Below are 22,274 nucleotides of genomic sequence, written 5' to 3'. Positions count from 1 at the left end.
TGCTCTTCCGATCTCGGTGAAGCGCGCGGGCCGGTCGATGCCGGTGATCTCGCCGACGATCGTGTAGCGGCGCGCACCGTCCGCGGCAGCCACAGCGCGCCCGCGACGGCCGCCGGGACCGCCAGCAGGCCGAGCGGCAGCTGCCACGAGGCATCGAACAGGTCCTCCACCGGCACCGCCAGCCCGGACGCGAGCGACGCGCCGACGGTGATGGCCACCGTGTAGACGGCGGTCACCGTCACGACCGAGTCCGGATGGTCCCGCTTGATGATCGCCGGTACCGCGATGTTGCCGACGCTGATCGCGACGCCCGCGAGCCATGACCCGGCGAACAGCGGGAACGGCGCGTCCAGCAGCCGCAGCAGCAACCCCGCGATCAGCAGCGCCATCGCCGTGACCAGCAGCGTCTCGCCGCGCGGCGCGCGGCGCAGGAACGGCGCGAGCAGCCCGTAGCCGCCGAAGAAGATCACCGGCAGCGTGGTGAGCGCGCCCGCCGCCGTCCCCGACAGATGGAACTCGCCGCGGATCTCGGTCAGCACCGGCCCGACGGCGGCGACCGCGGGCCGCAGGTTGACCGCGACGACCACGATCAGCAGCACCGACCCGGCGGTGCCGGCCCGCCGGCCGCTCACGCGCGGCCTTCCGCGCCGCCGGGACCGGCCTCGGCGCCGGAGTCCACCAGGGTCTCCAGGACCGCCAGCGTGGGCTCGACGACCGCGGCGGCGGCCCTGGCGGCGGCGTCGGGATCACGCGCCGCGACCGCGTCCAGGACGGCGCGGTGCGCGGCGGGTCCGCCCTCAGGGACCTCGTGGTCGAGGCGGATCGTCCGCATCGCCTCGTGCTGGCGGCGCAGGAAGAACCGCATCGCCTCGATCAGGACGGGGTTGCGGCCCGCCTCGGCCACGCCGAGGTGGAAGCGGGCGTCGGCGGCACCGAACTCGTCGGCCTCGGCCGCCTCGTCCCGCGCCCGCAACAGGTCCTCCAGCCGCGCGAGGTCGGCGGCGGTGCGGCGCCGGGCGGCGAGCCGGGCCGCCTGGACGTCGTAGGCGAGCTGGACCTCGAACACGTCGCGGGCCGTGGCGCGGGCGACCCGCCGCAGCAGCGGCCGCGGGTCGGCGCCGCTGGAGACGTACGTGCCGTCGCCCCGGCGCACCTCCAGCACGCCGACGTGCGACAGCGCGCGGATCGCCTCGCGGACGGCGGGACGGCTCACGCCGAGCTGCGCGGCGAGGTCCAGTTCCGCCGGGATCCGGTCCCCGACGCGCCACGAACCGCCGTTGACCTGCGCCTGGATCTGGTCGAGGACGGCATCGACCGTCGATCCGCCGGGGACGGGGCTGAGTGCCACAGACGGCCTCCTATGTCAGATGTCAGACATCTTATAAAAGTCCGCGGTGACCGCTCGGGAGAGGGCTCGGCGGTCACCGCGGGGTCAGCGGGCCCGGTGGGCCCGGTGTGCTCTTCGTCGGAGGCGCCACCAGGGCTCGCGTCTCTCACTCCGAGCCTGCGCGGCACGCCGTTCCGCCGCCCGCCGCTCGGCGGCCTCTCGTTCGGCTGCCTCTCGTTCACGGGCCAGTCGTCGCGCGGCCTCGCGCTCGGCCGGCGTCGGGGCCGCGTCGCGGCGGGTGCGCTGCGACGGGCTGCCCTGAATGATCCCGCCGGTCACCGCGCCGCGGTGCGGGAGGCCCGGATCCTTGCCGACGGGCCGTTCACGCTTGCGCGAGGCGTGCAGGGTGAGGGCGAGCCAGCCGGCGAGGGCGATGAAGATGACGATCGGGCCGATCACCCACAGGTAGGGATCACCGACCATGCCGGTGTCGGCGAGCATGCGGGGCACCTCCTCGCCCCGGCCCCTACCCGGGCGGGGAGGTTCAACCCCGCCGCCCGCGAGAGCCGGATCACATGCCCCGCGACTGCGAGATGGACCCCGAGGTGGCCAGCGTGAACGTCCGCATCGACTCGGCGAACTTCGACAGGTCCCACTCGGCGGGGCCCTCGTACCAGTAGAGGTTGTCGGCGCCCTCGGCGCGCTCGCCCGCGTCCTTGACGGTCTCGGACCACTTCGCGACGACGTCGAAGACCACCGCGTACGGCAGGAACCGCGAGAACAGCGCGATGCGCTGGCGGGAGGCGAGCGCGTCGCCCTCGGGCAGCTCGCCGCGCTCCAGGAAGGCACGGAACCCGATGGTGTGCGCCAGGACGGTCGAGCCCCGCGCCGTCTTGGCGGGCATGTACTGGCCGCCATAGGCCAGCGCCGCGCCCGCGATGACGACCGCGAGCCCGGCCAGCGCCCACTCGGTGGTGAGCGCCAGCGCGACGGTCCCCGCGACGCCGAGGACGGTCAGGGCGATCCCCGCGACCGTCCAGCGGGACCGGACGGTGTCGGGGCGGCGCGCGAACCAGCCCTGCCGGACGACGTCGTCGTACATCGCCGAGCGGACCTGCGCGAGCCGGGTCGCGAACGTCCCGCCGAGCTCGGACAGCCGCACGGCCGCGCGGGGCGTCCCGTCCGGGCCGCTGAGCAGCGCGTCGAGCAGGATCCGCTCGTAGGGAAGCAGGTCCACGGCGGGCCGGTCGAGGCGGCGCAGCGTCCAGTCGAGGCGGCCGGTGGCGGCGCGGTCCTCCTCCTCGATCAGCAGATAGCCGCGCACGGCGAGGTCGACGATCGTCGCGGTGACGTCGATGACGTCGGCCTGCTCGTCGATCAGCGTGCCGATCTGGCCGGGGCGCACCCCGTCCGGCGGCTCGAACTCGGCGCCGGCCACCGGCGCCTGGTCGCCCTCGGCGGCCCGCCTGCCCACGACCCGCGCGTCGCGCCCGCGCAGCAGGTAGAGGAACGCGAGGCCGCCGCCGAGCAGCACCAGCAGGCCGAGCAGCGCGGTGGCGGTCACGGCGTTGACGGAGAACGCGGTCGCGACGTTGTGCCGGCGCTCGTACAGGGCGCGGCCGCCGGTCGTCCCGGGCGGGAACCCGGCGACGACCGTGAGGTACTCGCCGGGCAGCAGCTGGTCCTGGCTGTAGACGCCCTGCGTGTGCGTGTGGTTGGTGTAGTACTGCGTGCACCCGATGATGCTCTTCGGCGGGCCGGCGAAGCAGTTGACGTTGCGGATCGTCGCGCCGCCGTCGATGGTCGCCCGCGCCTGGTCCACGGGGACGTCCCAGCCGCCGGCGGCGGGCCAGCGCAGCTCCTCGGCGGCGCCCACCCGGTCGATCGCGCCGCGCAGGTCGTACTCCAGGACGACCGTGTGCCGCCCTTCGCCCTTCGCTCCGCCCGACACCCGGACCGTCGTGTCCGTGCCCGACTCCGACGACGACACCTTCGTGGGGCCGCCGTCCGGGCTGGAGGCCCGCAGGTTGCTGAGCTTGTAGACGCGGTCCTGGGTGACGCTGTCGTGGGTGCGGGTCAGGTACGCGCGCTTCAGCGCGCCATGCCCCGCGAACTGGTAGACGATCGTCTCCTTGACCCGGGTGAGGCCGTCCTTGCCCGGAGTGAGGACGACGTCGTCCTTGAGGACCCTTTCCGTGGAGAGGGTTCCCCGGTCGGCCCGCGCCGGAGTTCCGGACGCCAAGGGCAGCAGCACGGCGGCCGTGACGGTCAGGGCCACCGGTCGCATGCGACGCAACGCCGCAAGAGCAGACATGGGCGCAAATGGTATCGGCTATGCGTGGGATGATTCTGCGCTATGGCAGGTCATACCCCCCCGCCGGCACCGGCCCCGCCATACGGGCCGCCTGCCTACGGCCAGCCTCGCTACAGGCACGTCCCCCGGCGCAGGCCGCCCCGCCGGAGCGTCGGCGGAACGGTCGCGGGCGTCGTCGGCGGCGTCACGGCACTGGTCGTCCTCGGCATCCTCGGCTTCTGGCAGTTCGGCGGCGGCGGGGGCCTCGGCTCCCACGGCGGCGCGTCGTCCGGCGGCGTGGCCAAGCGCGAGGCGGCGACCGCCAACCCGCTCTACCGCAGCGGCGCGCTGACCCCGGTGCGCTGCGCGCTGCCCCGGCTCACCTCGGCGGCCGGGTCGATGCGCCGGTTCATGGACGTGCTGAGCGACTGCCTCGACACCTCGTGGAGCCGCCAGTTCGGCAGGATCGACACCGCGTTCGCGCCGCCGAAGCGCGTGTTCTGGGAGGCCGCGGGCCGCAGTCCGTGCGGCAGCTACCCGAGCCCCGGCGCGTCGGCGTTCTACTGCCCGGTGAACAACACGATGTACGTGGGACTGCGGCACATCGTGGAGACGTCCGGGGGCGAGCCGCTGTCGCACTACGCGGTGTTCGCCCGCGTGATCGCGCACGAGTACGGCCACCACGTCCAGGACCGCGCCGGGATCCTCGCCTACGGGCACCAGGAGATGGAGTCGGCGGACGTCGCGGGCCGCACCGAGGCCAGCCGCCGCATCGAGCTGCAGGCGCAGTGCTTCGCGGGCGCGTTCCTCGGCGCGGAACGCGCCACCCTCCCGATGACCCGCGAGCAGTACGTCGCGATGATCGTCGACGTGCGCGGCCGGGGCGACGAGCGGCTGCCCCCCGAGGAGCACGACCACGGTTCGGGCCGCAACTACGCCGGCTGGGTCGTCCGGGGCTTCAAGGCCGGCGGCCTGGACGCCTGCAACACCTGGACCGCCGCCCCCGCCGCGGTCGGCTGACCACATCCGGCCGGTCGCGCGCGCTGTGAGGGGACTCACCCGCGGGTGCTAGCTGATCTGCTTGCAATTGCAAGCATGATGACGGAGAGTGGGGGCATGGCGAGTTCCAAGGTCGGCTCCCTCGGGGAGTACATCCGGGAGCAGCGGACGCGGGCGAAGATCTCGCTCCGGCAGCTCGCGGACGTCTCGGGCATCTCCAACCCGTACCTGAGCCAGATCGAGCGCGGGCTGCGCAAGCCCAGCGCGGAGATCCTGCAGCAGATCGCCAAGGGGCTGCGCATCTCCGCCGAGGTCCTCTACGTCCAGGCCGGGATCCTGGAGGACCGCGAGACCGACACCGACGTCCAGGCCGCCGTCCGCTCCGACCCGCTCCTGACCGAGCGGCAGAAGCAGGTGCTGCTCGACATCTACGGGTCGTTCCTCAAGGAGAACGAGGCCCTCGGCGTCCCCGGCCCAGAGGAACCGCACCAGCCAGCGACGACAGAGAAGGGATGAGGACGATGACGCTGACCGGCAACCTTCGCGAGAACCTTCGGGAGAGCAGGACCGTGCACGCCGTGGCGGGCGCGGGCGACCTCGCGGTGGAGAAGCTCCGTGAAGTGCCCGAGCAGGTGCTCCGGGCCCGGGAGACCGCCCGCGAGACCGCGACCCGGTACCAGGGCGACGTCCGCGAGACCGTGGGCCGCTACCGCGAGAACGTCGGCAAGGTGGAGGTCAAGGACCTGACCGGCGTCGCCGCCGCCTACGTGAGCAACGTCGGCGTCCGCGCGGCCGGGTTCATCGACGAACTCGCCGAGCGCGGCCGGAAGGTCGTGCGGCGCGACGCCCGGCCCGCCGAGCCCGCGGAGATCACCGGCGCGGACCCCGCGCGGGACGAGCCCGGCGCCTGACGGCCCGGTGGCGGCGTCCGGCCGGGAACATCCGGCCGGGCTCCCTCGTCGGTCCAGGTGAGGGCGCCTCCGCGTGCCGGGGTGGACAGGCCGCATAGGGTTGGAACCGTGATCCCATGGGCGCGACGTGGAGTCGTCCGATACAGGCAGGAGCGCTGATCGCCGGTGGCCGACTTCAATGTGCTGGACTACTTCTTCTGGCTTCTCCTGATCATCGCGTTCATCATGGAGGCCTGGGCGCTCTTCGACGCGCTGACCGTCCCGGAGGGCGCCTTCGCCGCGGCGAGCAAGCAGAGCAAGAAGCTGTGGATGATCATCCTGATCGTGGCGACGGTCCTCGGCGCCGCGCACGCGGCCGCCCCGGCGGCGCTGTCCATCAGGCCGATCGGGCTGCTGCTGGGGATCCTGCCGGTCGCCGCCTTCATCGCCGCCGCCGTGTACCTCGCGGACGTGCGCCCCGCGGTGGCCCCCTACAAGAAGCGCAACGGCGGCCGGGGCGGCAAGTCCAACATGGGCCCCTACGGTCCCTGGTAGCCGCCCGTTCGGTCGCACGCCGGTGCCATACTCGAACGTGAGTTCGAGTTGGGAGTGGTGTGTGCGCATGGATGGGGCTACCTCGTACTCTGAGGCGATGGACGTGGTCAGCCTCGACGAGCGAGCGGCCCTCGTCGCGCTTCTCCAGGTCCGGCCGGAGGGCATGAGCTGGAGCGCGATCGCGGCCGAGGTGCTCGAAACGGGCAGCGCGCTCGCCGTCTGGCACCGTGTCGTGCCGGCGACGCTGATGGCCGTTCCGGGGGAGCCGGAGCCGCTGGACGCCGCCGCGTCCGAGATCGCCGGCTGGGAGCGGCAGGGGCACCGGCTGCTGACGATCCTCGACGAGACCTACCCCGAGCGGCTGCGCGGCGTCCATCAGGCGCCACCGGTGCTCTTCGCCCGCGGGACGCTGGTCACCCGCGACCGCGCGGTCTCGGTGGTGGGGTCGCGCAAGGCGTCCGGCAGGGGCCTGGAACTCGCGGACGGCGTCGCCCGGGCGCTGGTCGAGCGCGAGGTGACGGTGGTCGCCGGGCTCGCCCTCGGCATCGACACCGCCGCGCATCGCGCCGCCCTCGACGCCGATGGACGCACCGTCGCCATCATCGGCACGGGGATCGGCAAGGTCTACCCCGCCGCCAACCGCGGCCTACAGGAAGAGATCGCCTCTCGCGGCCTGCTGCTCTCCCAGTTCTGGCCGGACGCTCCGCCGCAGAAGTTCAGATTCCCGATGAGGAACGCGACCATGTCGGGCTATGGACTGGCCACCGTGGTCGTCGAGGCGGGCGAGCGGAGCGGGGCCCGGATCCAGGCCCGGATGGCGGTGGAACACGGGCGTCCGGTCGTGCTGACCGAGCTCGTCGTCGAGCAGAATGAATGGGCCAGGGCGCTCGTGGGGCGTCCCGGCATTCATGTCGCCGGCAGCCTGAAAGCGGTCATGGAGATCATCGATGCGCTCGTGGACCAAGGGAATGCGATCGACTCCGAGATGCGTCACCTGATCTCCAGGTGAGCATGCGGTCCCCCCACGCCGAATGGCTCAGCGCCGCGCTGATCGACACCGGTGGCGGTTTCCTGCGGAACCCGATCCGCGAACCCTCGGTGACCTGTGCCGTCTGCACCACCCCGGTCGATGAGGGAAGGCTCTGCCGCCCCTGTGAGAAGCATCGTGTGCATAAGGGGTTAGCCGACAGGGTCGCCGCCCTGACCTATGGGATCGACGGCCATCAGTCCGGATGGGTCATGTACGGCTACAAAGCCCCGACCCGTGTGGGCGAGCACCATCGGACCGTGGCGATGCTCTTGCTGCACGCGTTCACCCGGCACGGCTCCTGCCCGGCCCATCTCGCGGGCATGCCGATCACGCACTGGGCCTCCGTCCCGTCGCTGCGGGGCAGGCAGGGCGTGCATCCTCTTCATCGGATCGTCAGCGGCTGGGCCGAGGGGAGTGAGGCGCCGCTCACCGCGGTCGAACGACCGGCGGCTCCCCGCGCGGTCAGCGCCGCGCATTTCATCTCGGGCGTGCGTCTCCCGCCCGAATCCCATGTGCTGCTCGTGGACGACACGTGGGTCCAGGGCGGCCATGCGCAGTCCGCGGCTCTCACGCTGCGGGCGGCGGGTGCCGCGCAGATCTCCACGCTCGTCGTGGCGCGCTGGATCAAGCCGGGTTTTGGGAAGAACGCCGCGTTCCTCCGTGCCCTGCCGGACTATGACCCGACCCTCTGCCCATGGACGGGAACCCACTGCCCATCGGGGGACGGACACGCGGGCCCGTAAGAACGAGGCTGGAGCGTGTCCGGTAGTCCGGAGGCGTAGTCCTGTGGGGGAATGCGCCCGGTGGGGGTGGTGAATACCATCGGCGCATGTCCGGCATAGCGGCTTCGCGACGCGTGTCGGTGCGGGCCGTGCTCGCCTGGGCGGCGGCCTTCGCGTTCCCCTGCCTGCTCTTCGTCGTCCTGATGGACGGGAGAAGCGGGACCGGCGTGGGGTGGGGAGTGCTGCCCGCCGCGTTCGCGCTCATGGCTGTCCCGGCCCTGCTGCTGCGGCGCCGGGCGGGGCCGTCGCTGGTCCTGCTCGTCCTCGGGTGGGCGGCCCTGGGCGCGTCGGTGCTCACGTGGGAGATCGGGTACCTGAAGGTGCTCGTGGACGATACGACCGTCGGCATGCTCGCGGCGGCGCGGCGCAGGCGGGTCGCGGTGGGGGCCGCCGGGACGGCGCTGGCCGTGCACCTGGCGTGCTCGGCGTTCTACCTGCACGGGCCGGACGCGCAGGTCAGGTCGATGGCGTTCGCCGTCCTGGCCCTGGTGGCGGCGTTCCTCACGGGGAACTCGGTGCGGGAGCGGCGTGCGCACGCGGCGGCGCTGCGGGAGCGGGCGACGGTGCAGGCGGTCACGGCGGAACGGCTGCGGATCGCGCGGGAGTTGCACGACATGGTCGCGCACAGCATCGGGATCATCGCGATCCAGGCGGGCGTCGGCGGACGGGTGATCGACACCCAGCCCGCCGAGGCGCGCAAGGCACTGCACGCGATCGAGGAGACCAGCCGGGAGACCCTGTCCGGGCTGCGGCGGATGCTCGGCGCGCTCCGCCGGACCGACGGGGACCCCGCGCCGCTGGACCCGGCGCCCGGCCTGGCCGATCTCGAACGGCTGGCCGCGTCGGCACTGGACGCGGGCGTCCGCGTGGACGTGCGGTGGCGGGGGGAGCGGCGGCCCCTGCCCGCCGAGGTCGATCTGTCGGCGTTCAGGATCGTGCAGGAGGCGGTCACGAACGTGGTGCGGCACGCGGACGCGGCGGAGTGCCGGGTGACCGTCGGCTACGGGGCCGGGGAGCTGTCCGTCGAGGTGGTCGACGAGGGACGCGGCGGTGCCGTCGGCGCCGGATACGGGCTCGTCGGCATGCGGGAGCGGGTCGGGCTGCTCCGGGGGCAGTTCACGGCGGGGCCGCGACCGGAGGGCGGGTTCCGGGTCGCGGCACGGATCCCCACATGAGGTGAGCGGCGCGCCGGAGCCGGGGTTGCCGACCGTGCGGCCCCGGCGCGCCGCCGGTTCAGTGCCGGCTCGGCCGCGGTTCCGGCGCCGGTCGCGCGGGGGGCTCCGGTCCGCGCTGGAACAGGACGTAGAGCCAGGCCATGGACGGGACGAGGATCACCGCGCCCACGCCCAGCGCGACGAACACGGCCTGGAGGACGGCGTCGTGCGCGGCGGCCGCGTCCAGGTCGAGGCCCGCCATCTCGGCCGCGCCCCACAGGACGGCGACGACGGCCAGCCCGCCCGTGACCCGGACCGACAGGTACGCGCGGCGCACCAGCAGGACGAGCGACACCAGGCCCGCGGCGGCCGACAGCAGGATCAGCGGGGAGCGCACGCCGAGGGCGGCGGCGCCGGGCAGGGCGAGCAGTCCCGCGACCGAGCCCGACACCAGCGCGTAGCCGCGAAAACGCAGGGAGGCGTCCTCGTCGGCGAGGCGCCGGGCGTCCCAGATCAGGTAGACGGCGGCGAGGTAGGCGCAAAGCGCCGTGGTGAGCACGCCGCCGTACAGGCCGGTGCCGCTCCACCAGGTCGTCCCGCCGGTGGCGACGACGGCGGCGACGGCGCCGAGGCAGTACGGCGTGACGGCGGAGGAGACGCCGAACACCCACGGGTACCAGCGCTGGTCGGGGTCGGCCTTGCTGAACACGAACGTGCTGCCCCGGGCGACGATCCCGAGGGCCGCCAGCGACAGCGGGATCCAGTGCGCCGACATGACGTCCGCGAAGATCGGCGGGAAGGCCGTCCAGGTCATGACCATCACGAAGATCAGCCAGACGTGGTTGGCCTCCCAGATCGGGCCCATGGCGTGCTCGATGACCTCCTGGTCGGTCCGGCGGCGGGACAGCAGGTGCCACAGCCCGGCGCCGAAGTCGGCGCCGCCGAACAGCAGGTAGGCCGACAGCCCGACCATGATCAGGCCCAGCGCGGCGTCGGCGAGGCTCATCGGGCGGTCTCCTTCTCCGGAGCCGCCGGGGCGGCCGCGGGGACGGCGGGTTCGGGACGGTGCCGCATGCGCCGCAGCACGCTGACCGTCGCCGCGGCGAGGACGGCGTAGACGACGAGGACGATGTAGAGGCCGTAGCGCAGGCCCGGGTTGGGGTTGATGGCCTCCTCGGTGCGCATGACCCCGTAGACGATCCAGGGCTGCCGTCCGACCTCCGTGGTGGTCCACCCCGCCTCCATGGCGACGACGGCCATCACGCCGGTGAGCGCGGCGGCGCGCAGGAACCAGGGCCGCCACGGCAGGTCGAGGGCGCGGCCGCGGCGGCGCAGCCACCAGGCCAGCGCCCACCAGGCGGCGAGGGCGAGCAGCGCCATGCCCAGCGCGATCATGATCTCGAAGGACGTCTTGACGACCTCGGCGGGCGGCCGGTCGCCGACCGGGACCGCGTCCATGCCGCGCAGCGTCGCGTGCGCGTCGAACTTCAGCATCAGCGACAGGGCGTTCGGGATCTCGAACACCGCGAACCGGAACGGCTGCCCGGCCCGGGTGTGCTCGACGCCCTCCATGGCCGCGAACTTGGCGGGCTGGTTGTCGGCCACGAACCGCACGGCCCAGTCTCCGACGATGACCTGGAGCGGGGCGCAGACGGCGCCGAGCGAGAAGGGGATCGCGAACCCGACGCGGTTGTACCGGTCGTCCCGCCCGGCCTTGCGGTCGCGGAGCAGCCCGACGGCGTACACCGAGGCGACGAGGAACCCGCAGACCATGAGGGAGGCGAGGATCAGGTGGACGGCCTGGACGGGCGTCGCGGGGTTGAACATCGCGGCGAGCGGGTCGACGTCGGTGACCTTGCCGTCGACGAGCTTGAAGCCGCGGGGCTGGTTCATCCAGGAGTTCACGGTGAGGACGAACGACGCCGACAGCAGCCCCGCGATGACGACGGGGACGCCGGTGAGGAAGTGGGCGCGCGGCGAGAGCCGGTCCCACCCGTACAGGTAGATCCCCATGAAGATCGCCTCGATGAAGAAGGCGATGCCCTCCAGGGCGAAGGCGGTGCCGAAGACCTGCCCGTACTTGTCCATGAAGTTCGGCCAGAGCGTGCCCATCTCGAAGGACAGGACGGTGCCGGAGACGGCGCCGACGGCGAACAGCACGCCCGCGGCCTTCATCCAGCGCCGGGCGAGCTCGGCGTGGACGGCGTCGCCGGTGCGGAGCGAGCGCCACTCGGCGAGCAGGGTCAGCGCGGGCAGCCCGACGCCGATCGAGGCCAGCACGATGTGGAAGCCGAGGGTGAACGCCATCTGCTGGCGGGCGGCCATGAAGTCGGCCGGGGACGCGGCGCCGTGGGCGGCGCCGGTGAGGAGCGCGGCGGTGCTCATGCTACCGATCGTAGTACTACGACTCGTAGTACTGCAGGCTGTAGTACTACCCGCCGTGGTGACGTCTCTCTCAGTCGGATAACCTGGCTTGCGTGAAGGGTCTTGGAGAGCTCGAACGCACGGTCATGGAGATCCTGTGGGCGCGGGAGGACGCCGGCCTGGAGGCCGCCACGGCCCGCGACGTCAGCCGCGCGCTCGCCGGTGACCGCGACCTCGCGCACACCACGGTCATGACCGTTCTGGACAGGCTCGCCAAGAAGGGCTTCCTTGAGCGCGAGCGCGACGGCCGCGCCTGGCGTTACCGGCCCGTCGCCAGCCGCGAGGGCTATGTCACCGAGCTGATGCTCGGCGCGCTGAACGAGACCGGCGACCGCGACGCGGCGCTGGCCCACTTCGTCCGCTCCGTGTCCAGCGACGAGGTCGACGTCATCCGCCAGGCCCTGGCCGGGCTCATGGGTGAGGACCCGCCGGTTTGATCCCGTGGTCGTCCCCGGGAGGGCGGATCCCGCCCCCGTGCCGCGGGCCCGCCGGGGAGAAGGGCCCTTGAGGTCCCGCCTCGCCGACGCTTCGTCCCGCCGCCCGCGGGGCGCGGACGCCGTGCGCGCGGCGGCCGGTCCCGGAGACCGCTCGTTCCGTCCGGGAGGAGCGGGTAGGCTCGCCTGGGGCGCTGCTGCGTCGCGTTCCCTTTCCCGCCAGGCGGCGGGAGTCTCCACGCCTCGGGAGATCCCATGACCGGAACCGCCCTGCTCGCACTGATCTCGCTGGCGACCGTCGGCGGGGCGCACCTGCTGGCCGGCGCGCGCTGGACGTGGCGGACGCCGCGCATCGGGATCGCGCTCTGGCAGGCCCTCGGGCTGGGCTGGGGCGTCGCGACGATCGGCGCGCTGCTCGGCGCCGCGCTGCTGCCCTACCGCAAGGGCGTCGCGGGCGGACTGCCCGGCCTGGTCGACGACCAGGCGGCCCGGCTCGACGCGGTGCACATGGCCGCGCTGCTCGCCGCGATCAGCCTCACCGCGGTGCTGTTGGCCATGCTCATGTACGCGGTGGTGCGGGTCGTCCGCGCCAGGGCGCGGCACCGGGCGCTGCTGGCGCTGGTCTCGCGCAGCGACTCGGCCGTGCCCGGGACGCTCGTCCTGGACCACCCCGGCGCCGCCGCCTACTGCGTGCCGGGCGTCCGCTCGTCCAAGGTCGTCGTCAGCGCGGGCACGATGGAACTGCTGGACCGTGCCGAGCTGGCCGCCGTCCTCGCGCACGAGCGGGCGCACGCCCGCGAGCGGCACGACCTCGTGCTGCTGCCGTTCGCCTCGCTGCGCCAGGTGTTCCCGCAGTTCCGGCTGGTCGCGCGCTGCCTGGACGCGGTGGAGCTGCTGATCGAGATGGCCGCCGACGACCGTGCCCGCACCGGCCGCCCGGCGCGCGAGCTGGCGACCGCGCTGCTGCGCTTCGCCGCGGCCCGGCCCGCCGCCGCGCCGTCGGGGACGCTGGGCGTCGCGTCCACCGACGACATTCCGGTGCTGGCACGGGTGAACCGGCTGCTGGAGCCGCGGTCGCTGCCCAGGTCGACCCGCCTGGCCGCCACCGTCGCCGTACCGGTCATCGCGGGCCTCCCCTGGCTGCTGATCGTGCTTCCGTAGCGCCCCTAGTCGGCGAGGACGGTGCCGTAGAGGCGGTCCACCTTCAGTCGGATCACCAGGCGCCGGTCCTTGACCATCTGCTCCAGGAACAGCCGTTCGTCGGCCGGGTCGGCGAAGCCGGGCGACATGGCCAGCAGCTCAAGGCCGGTCGCGTCGCCGGGCTCGGTGCTGACGTCGGACAGTTCGACGGTGCCCTCGGCGACGGCGAAGGTCATGTGGTCGGGAGTGGAGACGTGCAGCGCCGCGCGCGGGTCGTGGTGCAGCTGCCGGACCTTGGCCCGCCCGTCCGTGGTGGAGATCCGCGCGACGCGCTCGGCGGGGTCCCACCCGTAGGCGACGGTGGTGACGTGCGGATGGCCGTTGCGCTTGTTCGTGGCCAGGACGCCGAAGACCTGGCCGGCGAGGACGTCGGCGAGGTCGGACTCGCTCACGGGCTTGGGGCCGGGTCCCTGGCCGGGGCCGTACTCGGTCATCGTGATCTCCTTCTGGTTTCAGGTTATGCGGGGGTCAGACGGTGGCGTGCACGGGGGCGTCGGAGTCCTGCGCGACGCCGTCCGGGGCGGGCGCCGGGCGCCGCAGGACGAGCAGGGCGACGACGAGCGCCGCGGCCAGCAGTCCCGTCGAGATGGCGAACGCCAGGTGGTATCCGCTGGTCAGCGCCTCGGCCTCGCCCCGTCCGGAGCCGCGCAGGTCGTCGGTGCGGGCGGCGGCCAGCGTCGTCAGGACGGCGACGCCGAGCGCCATGCCGACCTGCTGAACGGTGTTGAACAGCCCGGACGCCACTCCCGCGTCCTCGGGACGGGCGCCCGACATGCCGAGCCCGGTGAGCGGCGGCAGCACGAGCCCGGTGCCGGCGACCAGGATCATGGCCGGGAGCAGGTCGGTGACGTACCCGGCGTCCACGGGGACGCGGGTGAGCCAGGCCATCCCGGCGGCCAGCAGGACCAGCCCGGCCAGCAGGACGGCGCGCTCGCCGAAGCGCTGGGACAGCCGCGCCGACACCAGCAGCGACACCGCGCCGATCGCCGCGGCGGCCGGGAGCATCGCCAGGCCCGTCTCCAGGGCGTTGTAGCCGAGGACCCGCTGCATGTAGAGGGCGACGATGACCTGGAAGGAGAACATGGCCGACAGGGTGAGCAACTGGACGAGGTAGGCGCCCGCGACGTTGCGGGACCGCAGGATCCGCAGCGGCATCAGCGGGTTCCGCGCGGTGGCCTGGCGGACGACGAACCCGGCGAGCAGGACGAGCGACACGGCGCCCAGGGTGAGGGTGCGGCCGGAGAGCCAGCCGTAGCGCTCGACCTTGACGATGGCGTAGATGCCGAGCATGAGCCCGGAGGTGACCAGCAGCGTGCCCACGAGGTCGGCGCCCGAGCGCAGGCCGAGCCCGCGCTCGCGGGGCAGCGCCGGAAGCGCGAACGCGATCACCGCGGCGCCGATCGGCAGGTTGATCAGGAAGATCCAGTGCCAGTTCAGGGCGTCGGTGAGGACACCGCCGAGGACCTGGCCGAGGGACGCCCCGGCGGCGCCGGTGAAGGCGAACACCCCGAGGGCGCGGGTGCGCTCGCGCGGGTCGGTGAACAGCGTCACGATGATGCCGAGCACGACCGCCGAGGACAGCGCGCTGCCGACGCCCTGCAGGAGCCGGGCGGCGATCAGCAGGCCGGGCGTCGTGGCGGCGCCCGCCAGCACGGACGCGGCGGTGAACACGATGTTCCCGGCGAGGAACAGCGACTTGCGGCCGACGAGGTCGCCGAGCCGGCCGGCGAGCAGCAGCAGGCCGCCGAGCGGGATCAGGTAGGCGTTGACGACCCAGCTCAGCCCGGCGGGCGAGAAGCCGAGGTCGCTCTGGATGGACGGCATCGCGACGGTGACGATGCTCCCGTCGAGGATCGTCATGAGCATCGCGGTGGACAACACGATGAGCGCGGCCCAGCGGGACCGGAGCGGTGACGTGGCGGACGACATGGTCATCTCCCGAATAGAGGACACGGGAGAAACCGTAGCAGATAGTTTTGTTGCGGACGATCCTTCACGGACCTACTACTGTCGCTCGCGCGCCCGCCGAACCGGCCGGGGGTTCTCCACGGGAGTCGCGAGATGCCCGCCGACCAGGGCGTTGAGCGCGGTGACCAGCGCCTCGCGCTGGTCCTCGGGCAGGGTGGCGAGTGTGTCCTGATGCACACCGTCCGCGATCGCCTGGCTCCGCGCGGCCACCCGCGCGCCCTCCTCGGTCACCGCGATCACCCGGGCGCGGCGGTCCCGGGTGGAGGGGCGCCGCTCGGCCAGCCCCGCCTTCTCCAGGGCGTCCACCGTGACCACCATCGTGGTCTTGTCCATGTCGCCGATCTCGGCGAGCTGGACCTGGGTGCGCTCCTCCTCCAGAGCGTGCACCAGGACGCAGTGCATCCGCGGCGTCAGGCCGATCTCGGCGAGCGCCGCGGTCATCCGGGTGCGCAGCACGTGGCTGGTGTGGTCGAGGAGGAACGACAGATCGGTCTCCGTGTGGGCGGGGGCCATCGAGGTCATGTCCCCAGCTTAGCAAGATTGTCCCGTTCCGGATTATCTAGGAACATCTGCATCCGCCGCGCTAGTCTGGTCCCGTGAACCGCACCATGTGCACCGGCTGGTGGCCGTCCTAGGACGGCCGACACCGCACATGCCCCGGGCCGTCCGCTGGACGGCCCTTTCTCTTCTCGATGACGCGGCCCCCGGCGGGACGGGCCCCGACACGAGGAGAGCCCCATGGAGATCACCACCCCCGAACCCGCCCCCGTGGCCGCCGGCCCGGACGCCGCCGAGCGCCAGAGCCGCGACCTTGAGGAACGCATCGCCGCCGATCCCGGCTCGTTCCGGATCCTGACCGGCGACCGGCCCACCGGCCCGCTCCACCTCGGCCACTACTTCGGCACGCTCGCCAACCGCGTCCGCCTCCAGCGCGCGGGCGTCGCGCTGTTCGTGCTGGTCGCCGACTACCAGGTGCTCACCGACCGGGACGTCGCCGACCGGCTCGGCGAGCACGTCGAGGCCCTCGTCGCCGACCAGCTCGCCGCCGGCGTCGACCCGTCCACCGCGACGATCTTCCGGCACAGCGCGGTGCCCGCGCTGAACCAGCTCATGCTGCCGTTCCTGTCGCTGGTGTCGATCGCCGAGCTGGGCCGCAACCCCACCGTGAAGGAAGAGATCGCGGCGTCCCGGCAGGCGGCCGTCAGCGGGCTGATGTTCACCTACCCCGTCCACCAGGCCGCCGACATCCTGTTCTGCAAGGCCAACCTCGTCCCGGTCGGCCGGGACCAGCTCCCGCACCAGGAGATCACGCGGACGGTCGCGCGCCGTTTCAACGAGCGGTACGCGCCCCTCTTCCCCGTCCCGGACGCGCTGCTGTCCGCGGCGCCGCTGCTGCTCGGCACCGACGGCCGGAAGATGAGCAAGAGCCGCGGCAACGCCGTCGCGCTGTCGGCCACCGCCGACGAGACCGCCCGGCTGATCGGCCGCGCGGTCACCGACACCGACCGGAACATCGGCTACGCGCCCGAGGCCCGCCCGGAGGTGTCCAACCTCGTGCTGCTGGCCGCGCTGTGCCAGGGCCGCGACCCGCGCGAGGTGGCCGGCGAGATCGGCTCCGGCGGCGCCGCCGCGCTCAAGCGGGTCGTCATCGAGTCGGTGAACGAGTTCCTGCGCCCGCTGCGCGCCCGCCGCGCCGATCTGGCCGCCGACCGGGCGTACCTGCGCGAGGTGCTCGCGGACGGCGAGGCCCGCGCGACCGCGATCGCCGAGGCGACGCTGACCGAGGTGCGGACCGCCATGTCCATGACCCTCTGACCGGCCGCCTCGCCGGGCTCAGGCGTGGCGGAGGGTCCCGGAGGCCAGGCCGTGCGGGGACGGTCGCCGAGGGGCAGGCGAGCCGGGCGGGTCAAGGGCGTGCGGTGAGCGCCTCGGCGAAGGCCGCCGTCGCGGGGCCCGCCGCCCGCGCGTGGAGCAGCTCGACACGGTGCACCAGCCGGGGAGCGCGAAGGGGCACCTCGACCAGGCCGGGGCGCGTGACCAGCCCCGCGGGCAGCAGCACCAGCCCGAGCCCCGCGGCGGCGAGGTCCGCGACGAGGCCGAGGTCCCCGCCCTCGCAGGAGAGGGAGGCGGGGAAGCCGTCCGGTACCCCCGCCGCCTTGCGCAGCGCGACCAGCGGGACGCCCACGTCGGGGGCGTCCAGCCAGAGCGCGTTCGCCAGGTCGTCCAGGCGCACGCCCCGGCGGGACGCCAGCGGATGCCCGGCGGGCAGCGGCACGGCCAGCGGCCGTTCCGCGATCGCGACCGCCGTCACGGGCGGCGTGGTGGCGAGGTTGAGCGGATCGCTCGGCGCCGCCATGCCGTCCACCAGGCCCGCGTCCAGCTCGCCGGTCGCGACGGCCTCGTCCACGGCGCCGCGGGGCAGGACCCGCACCGACGCGTCGAGCCGGGGATGGGCACGGCGCGCCCGCGCGAGCGGGGCCGCCAGGTGCACCGCGGCCAGGGGCGTCACTCCGAGCCGGAGCCGGGCCCGGGGCGCCGCCGACAGCCGCTCGATCTCCGCCCGCGCCGCCCGCAGCCGCAGCAGGATCGGCTCGGCGTGCTCCAGGAGCCGCGTGCCCGCCTCGGTGACGGCGACCGGGCGGCGGTGCAGGAGCACGACCTTGAGATCGCCCTCCAGCGTCGCGATCTGCTGGGAGACGGCGGCCTGCGTGTAGCCGAGCTCCCGGGCGGCCGCCGAGAACGACCCGGCCCGGACGATGGTGACGAAGGTGCGCAGCAGATGAGGGTCCACAGGATAAGTGTTACTTATCGAGCCTTAGCAAATCATCGTTGGCGCTTAAGTGGGATCTCGGGCCAGGATCGGGTCATGGCCTACGAACCGCAGCACACCGCCCGGATCGCCCTGGTCGGAGAGCGCTCCGCCGGCGTCCAGGCGCACGTCCGCATCCCCAGACTGCTCGACGCCGTCCGAGAGCGGGACGGCCTGCTCATCGAGGCGTACTGGATCCCGACCGACGAGGTGGGCCAGGGCCTGCAGGGCTTCGACGGCGTGTGGCTCGTGCCCGGCAGCCCGTACCGCAGCGAGGCGGGCGCGCTGGCGGCCGTCCGGTCCGCGCGCGAGAGCGGCGTCCCGCTCCTCGCGACGTGCGCGGGTTTCCAGCACATGGTGCTGGAGTACGCCCGGAACGTGTGCGGGCTGGACGGGGCACGGCACGCCGAGACCGACCCGGCCGCGGACGACCCGCTGATCATGCCGCTGGCCTGCTCGCTCGCCGGGCACGAGGCCGAGGTGAACGTCACGCCCGGCTCCGCCGCCGCGCGGATCATGGGCACGACGCGCGGCCAGGAGCGCTACCAGTGCGCCTTCGGCCCGAACCCGGCCCACACGGGCGTGCTGGAGGCGGCCGGACTGCGCTTCACCGGCCGCGACGACGAGGGACAGGTGCGCATCGCCGAACTGCCCGGCCACCCGTTCTACTTCGGGACCCTCTTCCAGCCGGAGCTGTCGGGCGACGGCACCCGCCCCCACCCGATCGTCTCCGCGTTCGCAGCGGCTTCATTTGCAAGCCCGGCCCACTTCGCTCGCTAGCGCTCGCTTCGTGACCGGGCTTGTGCGAGCGCGAATCGCTTCGCGATCTTCCCGGCGGGGCTCGCCTCCGGCATCGCCCCGCCGGTCAGATCGCGCGCTCGCCTGGCGGCTGAGGATCGCTGTTAGGCGGGAGCAAGCGTTCCGCCTCCGGGGCGTGGCTCTTGTTGTGGGGCCCCTCGGCCACTCCGCCGGTCGGGGCGCGTGCTCGTTTGGCGGTTGAGGGGGCTTTGAGGGGGGCCTTCGGGTCAGGAGCGGGCGGGGGTCTCTGATGTGCGGTCGGTGGGGGCTGGGGTGGGCGGCTTTGCCGGTGGGCGCTGGACGATGAAGGTGAGGGGGAGCATCGCCAGGGCCAGGACGAGGCAGGCCCAGAGGGCGGTCTCGGCGGCGGAGGCGTAGGCGGCGCGGCCGGGGTGCGCGCCCAGGGAACCGAAGAACACCGTGCCGAGCACCGCGACGCCCGCCGCCCCGGAGAACTGCTGCGTCGTCGACAGGACGCCCGCCGCCGCGCCCGCCTGCTCGGGGCGGATCCGCGCCAGCACCGCGCCGATCACCGACGGCAGCGTCAGCCCGCCGCCCAGCCCGAGCAGGCCCAGCGGGACGAGCAGCCACCACGCGGTGACGTCCCCGCCGAGGAAGTGCAGCTCGACCGCGAACGTCAGCACGGCCGCGAGGTTGACGGCGCTCCCGGCGACCAGGACGCGCGGCCCGTGCCGCGCCACGAGCGGCCGGCCGGCCAGGGACGCGGCCATCGTCAGCCCCGCCAGCGGCACGAAGCACAGCCCCGCCTCCAGCGGAGTCAGCCGGAGGCCGCCCTGGAGCAGCAGGGTCGTGACGAGGTTCAGGCCGGCGAACGACGCCAGGAACGCGACGTTGACCGCCAGCCCGAGGGTGAACAGGCGGGACCGGAACAGGGTGAGGTCCAGCAGCGGCTGGCCCCCGGCGCGGCCCAGCCGCCGCTCCCACGCCAGCGTCGCGGCGAGGACGGGGACGGACGCGGCGAGGCTCGCCCACGCCCACGCCGGCCAGCCCTGCTCGCGGCCCATCACCAGCGGGACGAGCGCCAGCGCCAGCGCGGCCGACACCCCGGCGACGCCGGCGGGGTCGAGCCGGGGCCGCCGCTCCGCGCGGGTGCCGGGCAGGACGAGCAGCGCCGCCGCGACGGCGGCCGTGCCGACCGGCACGTTCACCAGGAAGATCGTCCGCCAGCCGAGCCCGCCCGGGTCGGCGTCCAGCAGCAGCCCGCCGATGACCTGACCCGCGACGCCTCCGCCGCCGAGCACCGTCCCGTACCAGGCCATCGCCGCGGGCCGCCGGTCCGCCGGCAGCGCCAGCGTGATCAGCGCGAGCACCTGCGGGACCATCGCGGCGGCGGTCAGCCCCTGCAGCAGCCGCGCCGCGACGAGCTGCGCGGGGGACCCGGCGAGGCCGCACAGCAGCGAGGCGACGGTGAAGGCGGCCATGCCGGCGGCGAACAGGCGCCGGTGGCCGAACAGGTCACCGAGCCGCCCGCCGGTCACCAGCCCCGCGGCGTAGGTGAACGCGTAGCCCGCGATGATCAGCTCCAGGGCGACCGGTCCCGCGTGCAGGTCGTGCTCGAAGGAGGGGGTCGCGACGTTCACGACCATGTAGTCGAACGACGCCATGAACGTCGCCGAGAGGATGACCGGCAGCACGAGCCGGCTCCGCGCGTCGGATGTCATGCCGTCCACGCTCGCGGGCGCCGCGCCGTCGCCGCATCGGACGGAATACTTAGCCCGCCGGTCCTGGTTCTTCAGATTCCGCGACCGGGTGTTCAGGAGGAGTGTTGGCACCGGGATCCGTCGCCCGCCCGCCGTCCGCCGCGGCGGGGGTGTTCGTCGCCCGGACGGCCGAGCTGGAGGCGCTGTCCGGGGCGTTCGCGTGCGCGGTGGACGGCGGCGCGGCGACCGTGCTCGTCGGCGGCGAGGCGGGGATCGGCAAGACCCGGCTGGTCGCGGAGTTCGCGCGGCGGCTCCCGCCTGGGACGCGGGTGGTCGAGGGCGGCTGCCTGGAGGTTGGGGCGGGCGGTCTCGCCTACGCGCCGTTCGTCACGGCGCTGCGCTCGCTCGTGCGCGACCTCGGGCCCGAGCGGGCCGCGGAGCTGATCCCGGGCCGGGGCCGGCGGGGTCTGGCGTACTGGCTGCCGGTCCTCGGGGCGCCCGAGGGCGACCCCGACCCGGTGCACGGGCGGACCTGGCTGTTCGAGGACGTCCTCAACCTCGTCGAGGCCGCAGCGGCGGAGGGCCGTCCCCTCGTGCTCGTGCTGGAGGACCTGCACTGGGCCGATCCGTCCAGCCGCGAGCTGCTCGTCTTCCTCGTCCGGAACCTGTCGGTGCCGGGGGTGCTGCTGGTCGGCACGTACCGGTCGACCGACCTGGACGACCGGCATCCGCTGCGGCCGGTGCTGGCGGGCCTGACCCGGTCCCCGCGGGTGCGGAGCATCGACCCGGCGCCGCTCGGCCGCGCGGAGGTCGCGAGCCTGGTGGCCGGGCGGCTCGGCCGTGACCCCGCCCCGGCGGAGGCCGAGGAGATCCACCGGCTCAGCGAGGGCAACCCGCTGTTCGTCGAGGCGCTCGCGGACTCGGGCGTGCGGGGCGGCACGCCCGTCCCGCTGCGCGACCTGCTGCTGTCCGGCTTCCGTGCGCTGCCGGACGCGTCGCGCGCGGTCCTGCACGCGGCGTCCGTGGCCTGCGCGTGGGGTGGTGGGTTGCGGCACGACTTCCTCACCGCCGTGACCGAGTTGGACGATCTCGTCCTGGAGGAGGCCCTGCGTCCGGCCATGGAACGCGGGCTGCTGCTGCCCAGTGAAGACGGGCAGGGCTACGTGTTCCGGCACGCGCTGTTGCAACGGGCCATCTATGAGGATCTCCTTCCCAGCGCGCGGACGCGTCTCCACCTCCGCTGCGGTGCGGCCCTGCGCGAGGACCCCGGCCTCGTGCCGGACGGCCGCGCGGCCGCCGAAGAGGCGGCGCACTGGTGCACGGCGGGGCGGCGGAGGCACGCCTTCGAGGCGCTGTGGCGGGCCGCGGCGGCGGCGCGGGCCGTCCACGCCCACGCCGAGCAGGCCCGGATCCTGGTCCGCCTGCTCGGGCAGTGGGAGGGAATCCAGCGTGCCGAGCAGATCCTCGGCGTCGACCGGGTGGACGTGCTGCACCGGGCGGCGGAGGCGTGCCTGGCGGCGGGGGAGGCGGCGCTGGGGGTCGAGGTGGCGTCCGAGGCCCTCGCCCTGCTCGACCGGGCGGCCGACCCCGAACGGGCGGCCCTCCTGCTGGAACTGCGCAGCATGCTGCGGCATCGGACGGGCGACGAGGCGCTGGACGACCTGCGCGCCGGCGTGGCGCTGCTGCCCGCCGCGTCCCCCGCCCGGCGCCGGCTCATGGCCACGCTCGCCAACCGGCTGTTCCTCGTCGCGGAACTGGACGCGGCCCGCGCGATGGCCGCCGAGGTCCTCGCCGAGAGCCGGACCGCCGGCGACGCGCGGGTGCGGGCGTGGGCGCTGGTCACGCTGGGCTCGGTCGCGGGCCTGGACGGCGACCTGCAGGAACAGCGCGGTCGCGATCCCGGACATCATGATCGACAGGTTGGGGTCCAGGCCCATCACGACGGGGAAC

23 protein-coding genes are annotated in these 22,274 nt (G+C 73.9%); 12 read left to right on the top strand and 11 right to left on the bottom strand.

The features are described 5' to 3' along the window. The 4 genes from E1291_RS25225 to E1291_RS25210 form a co-directional block, all read right to left on the bottom strand. On the bottom strand, window positions 1-632 hold a 632-nt coding region (locus tag E1291_RS25225), incomplete at its 3' end, for an MFS transporter (protein WP_207400924.1). Further along, on the bottom strand, window positions 629-1,348 hold the full coding sequence (locus E1291_RS25220; RefSeq protein WP_131740461.1) for a FadR/GntR family transcriptional regulator: 720 nt from the start codon (window positions 1,346-1,348) through the stop codon (window positions 629-631). The genes E1291_RS25220 and E1291_RS25225, both read right to left, overlap by 4 nt. Before the next feature lie 84 nt (window positions 1,349-1,432). Then, window positions 1,433-1,828: a hypothetical protein gene (locus tag E1291_RS25215; RefSeq protein ID WP_131740460.1), complete on the bottom strand. Its 396-nt coding sequence runs from the start codon at window positions 1,826-1,828 to the stop codon at window positions 1,433-1,435. 70 nt (window positions 1,829-1,898) lie between these two features. Continuing rightward, window positions 1,899-3,641, bottom strand: coding sequence for a DUF2207 domain-containing protein (locus E1291_RS25210; protein ID WP_131740459.1), 1,743 nt, complete (start codon window positions 3,639-3,641; stop codon window positions 1,899-1,901). Between the two features lie 42 nt (window positions 3,642-3,683). On the opposite strand from E1291_RS25210, the gene E1291_RS25205 reads away from it, so the two are divergent. From E1291_RS25205 to E1291_RS25175, 7 genes are all read left to right on the top strand, one after another. Further along, window positions 3,684-4,640 (top strand): neutral zinc metallopeptidase, encoded by a 957-nt coding sequence (locus E1291_RS25205; protein ID WP_131740458.1) that lies wholly within the window; start codon window positions 3,684-3,686, stop codon window positions 4,638-4,640. 96 nt (window positions 4,641-4,736) lie between these two features. Then, window positions 4,737-5,135, top strand: a complete 399-nt coding sequence (locus E1291_RS25200) for a helix-turn-helix domain-containing protein (protein WP_131740457.1) — start codon at window positions 4,737-4,739, stop codon at window positions 5,133-5,135. A 5-nt stretch (window positions 5,136-5,140) separates the two neighbouring features. Then, entirely contained in the window at window positions 5,141-5,530 is a 390-nt protein-coding gene (locus E1291_RS25195; RefSeq protein WP_131740456.1) for a hypothetical protein, read from the top strand. 165 nt (window positions 5,531-5,695) lie between these two features. Then, window positions 5,696-6,064, top strand: coding sequence for a DUF2516 family protein (locus tag E1291_RS25190; protein WP_242614358.1), 369 nt, complete (start codon window positions 5,696-5,698; stop codon window positions 6,062-6,064). A gap of 97 nt (window positions 6,065-6,161) precedes the next feature. Then, the gene (locus E1291_RS25185; protein ID WP_207400923.1) at window positions 6,162-7,073 is read left to right on the top strand and encodes a DNA-processing protein DprA; all 912 of its coding nucleotides are present in this window, start codon (window positions 6,162-6,164) and stop codon (window positions 7,071-7,073) included. 278 nt (window positions 7,074-7,351) lie between these two features. Beyond that, the gene (locus E1291_RS25180) at window positions 7,352-7,837 is read left to right on the top strand and encodes a hypothetical protein (RefSeq protein WP_131740455.1); all 486 of its coding nucleotides are present in this window, start codon (window positions 7,352-7,354) and stop codon (window positions 7,835-7,837) included. A gap of 86 nt (window positions 7,838-7,923) precedes the next feature. Beyond that, window positions 7,924-9,051 (top strand): sensor histidine kinase, encoded by a 1,128-nt coding sequence (locus E1291_RS25175; protein WP_131740454.1) that lies wholly within the window; start codon window positions 7,924-7,926, stop codon window positions 9,049-9,051. A gap of 58 nt (window positions 9,052-9,109) precedes the next feature. On the opposite strand, the gene E1291_RS25170 is transcribed toward E1291_RS25175, so the two are convergent. Beyond that, a complete protein-coding gene (locus tag E1291_RS25170; protein ID WP_131740453.1) occupies window positions 9,110-10,036 on the bottom strand; it encodes a cytochrome d ubiquinol oxidase subunit II in 927 nt (308 codons plus the stop codon). Continuing rightward, window positions 10,033-11,415, bottom strand: a complete 1,383-nt coding sequence (locus E1291_RS25165) for a cytochrome ubiquinol oxidase subunit I (protein ID WP_242614357.1) — start codon at window positions 11,413-11,415, stop codon at window positions 10,033-10,035. The genes E1291_RS25170 and E1291_RS25165 overlap by 4 nt, the downstream gene beginning before the upstream one ends. Before the next feature lie 92 nt (window positions 11,416-11,507). Here E1291_RS25165 and E1291_RS25160 point away from each other — a divergent pair, with 92 nt between their 5' ends. Beyond that, the gene (locus E1291_RS25160) at window positions 11,508-11,891 is read left to right on the top strand and encodes a BlaI/MecI/CopY family transcriptional regulator (RefSeq protein WP_131740452.1); all 384 of its coding nucleotides are present in this window, start codon (window positions 11,508-11,510) and stop codon (window positions 11,889-11,891) included. Between the two features lie 252 nt (window positions 11,892-12,143). Next, window positions 12,144-13,049 carry a M56 family metallopeptidase gene (locus tag E1291_RS25155; protein ID WP_131740451.1) on the top strand — a complete coding sequence of 302 codons (906 nt, stop codon included), beginning with the start codon at window positions 12,144-12,146 and terminating at the stop codon, window positions 13,047-13,049. A 5-nt stretch (window positions 13,050-13,054) separates the two neighbouring features. On the opposite strand, the gene E1291_RS25150 is transcribed toward E1291_RS25155, so the two are convergent. Genes E1291_RS25150 through E1291_RS25140 form a run of 3 tightly spaced genes read right to left on the bottom strand, consistent with a single transcriptional unit; the run spans window position 13,055 to window position 15,578 of the window. Further along, a complete protein-coding gene (locus tag E1291_RS25150; RefSeq protein ID WP_131740450.1) occupies window positions 13,055-13,522 on the bottom strand; it encodes a TIGR03618 family F420-dependent PPOX class oxidoreductase in 468 nt (155 codons plus the stop codon). A 34-nt stretch (window positions 13,523-13,556) separates the two neighbouring features. After that, entirely contained in the window at window positions 13,557-15,041 is a 1,485-nt protein-coding gene (locus tag E1291_RS25145) for a DHA2 family efflux MFS transporter permease subunit (RefSeq protein WP_242614356.1), read from the bottom strand. Between the two features lie 51 nt (window positions 15,042-15,092). After that, the gene (locus E1291_RS25140; RefSeq protein WP_131740449.1) at window positions 15,093-15,578 is read right to left on the bottom strand and encodes a MarR family winged helix-turn-helix transcriptional regulator; all 486 of its coding nucleotides are present in this window, start codon (window positions 15,576-15,578) and stop codon (window positions 15,093-15,095) included. A 216-nt stretch (window positions 15,579-15,794) separates the two neighbouring features. Here E1291_RS25140 and trpS point away from each other — a divergent pair, with 216 nt between their 5' ends. Beyond that, window positions 15,795-16,871, top strand: coding sequence for a tryptophan--tRNA ligase (trpS, locus tag E1291_RS25135; protein WP_131740448.1), 1,077 nt, complete (start codon window positions 15,795-15,797; stop codon window positions 16,869-16,871). A gap of 91 nt (window positions 16,872-16,962) precedes the next feature. Here trpS and E1291_RS25130 read toward each other — a convergent pair whose 3' ends face one another. Continuing rightward, window positions 16,963-17,847 (bottom strand): LysR family transcriptional regulator, encoded by an 885-nt coding sequence (locus E1291_RS25130; protein ID WP_131740447.1) that lies wholly within the window; start codon window positions 17,845-17,847, stop codon window positions 16,963-16,965. Between the two features lie 75 nt (window positions 17,848-17,922). Here E1291_RS25130 and E1291_RS25125 point away from each other — a divergent pair, with 75 nt between their 5' ends. After that, a complete protein-coding gene (locus E1291_RS25125) occupies window positions 17,923-18,645 on the top strand; it encodes a CTP synthase C-terminal region-related (seleno)protein (protein ID WP_131740446.1) in 723 nt (240 codons plus the stop codon). 245 nt (window positions 18,646-18,890) lie between these two features. Here the strand turns inward: E1291_RS25125 and E1291_RS25120 are convergent, their stop codons facing one another. Next, on the bottom strand, window positions 18,891-20,345 hold the full coding sequence (locus tag E1291_RS25120; protein ID WP_131740445.1) for an MFS transporter: 1,455 nt from the start codon (window positions 20,343-20,345) through the stop codon (window positions 18,891-18,893). Window positions 20,346-20,449: 104 nt separating this feature from the next. Between E1291_RS25120 and E1291_RS25115 the strand changes: the two genes are divergently transcribed. Continuing rightward, window positions 20,450-22,274: ATP-binding protein (locus tag E1291_RS25115; protein WP_165495278.1), on the top strand; the 1,825-nt coding region annotated here is incomplete at its 3' end.

Origin of the sequence: Actinomadura roseirufa (assembly GCF_900659635.1) — a bacterium.
Taxonomy (GTDB): domain Bacteria; phylum Actinomycetota; class Actinomycetes; order Streptosporangiales; family Streptosporangiaceae; genus Spirillospora; species Spirillospora roseirufa.
Note: the sequence above shows the minus strand (reverse complement) of the source record. Positions and strands in the feature narration are given on the sequence as shown.

Coding starts and splice junctions, on each gene's coding strand:
- E1291_RS25120 (WP_131740445.1), bottom strand. CDS start 20,345: ATGACATCCGACGCGCGGAGCCGGCTCGTGCTGCCGGTCATCCTCTCG.
- E1291_RS25195 (WP_131740456.1), top strand. CDS start 5,141: ATGACGCTGACCGGCAACCTTCGCGAGAACCTTCGGGAGAGCAGGACC.
- E1291_RS25125 (WP_131740446.1), top strand. CDS start 17,923: ATGGCCTACGAACCGCAGCACACCGCCCGGATCGCCCTGGTCGGAGAG.
- E1291_RS25185 (WP_207400923.1), top strand. CDS start 6,162: ATGGACGTGGTCAGCCTCGACGAGCGAGCGGCCCTCGTCGCGCTTCTC.
- E1291_RS25215 (WP_131740460.1), bottom strand. CDS start 1,828: ATGCTCGCCGACACCGGCATGGTCGGTGATCCCTACCTGTGGGTGATC.
- E1291_RS25175 (WP_131740454.1), top strand. CDS start 7,924: ATGTCCGGCATAGCGGCTTCGCGACGCGTGTCGGTGCGGGCCGTGCTC.
- trpS (WP_131740448.1), top strand. CDS start 15,795: ATGGAGATCACCACCCCCGAACCCGCCCCCGTGGCCGCCGGCCCGGAC.
- E1291_RS25150 (WP_131740450.1), bottom strand. CDS start 13,522: ATGACCGAGTACGGCCCCGGCCAGGGACCCGGCCCCAAGCCCGTGAGC.
- E1291_RS25205 (WP_131740458.1), top strand. CDS start 3,684: ATGGCAGGTCATACCCCCCCGCCGGCACCGGCCCCGCCATACGGGCCG.
- E1291_RS25155 (WP_131740451.1), top strand. CDS start 12,144: ATGACCGGAACCGCCCTGCTCGCACTGATCTCGCTGGCGACCGTCGGC.
- E1291_RS25140 (WP_131740449.1), bottom strand. CDS start 15,578: ATGACCTCGATGGCCCCCGCCCACACGGAGACCGATCTGTCGTTCCTC.
- E1291_RS25170 (WP_131740453.1), bottom strand. CDS start 10,036: ATGAGCCTCGCCGACGCCGCGCTGGGCCTGATCATGGTCGGGCTGTCG.
- E1291_RS25200 (WP_131740457.1), top strand. CDS start 4,737: ATGGCGAGTTCCAAGGTCGGCTCCCTCGGGGAGTACATCCGGGAGCAG.
- E1291_RS25165 (WP_242614357.1), bottom strand. CDS start 11,415: ATGAGCACCGCCGCGCTCCTCACCGGCGCCGCCCACGGCGCCGCGTCC.
- E1291_RS25210 (WP_131740459.1), bottom strand. CDS start 3,641: ATGTCTGCTCTTGCGGCGTTGCGTCGCATGCGACCGGTGGCCCTGACC.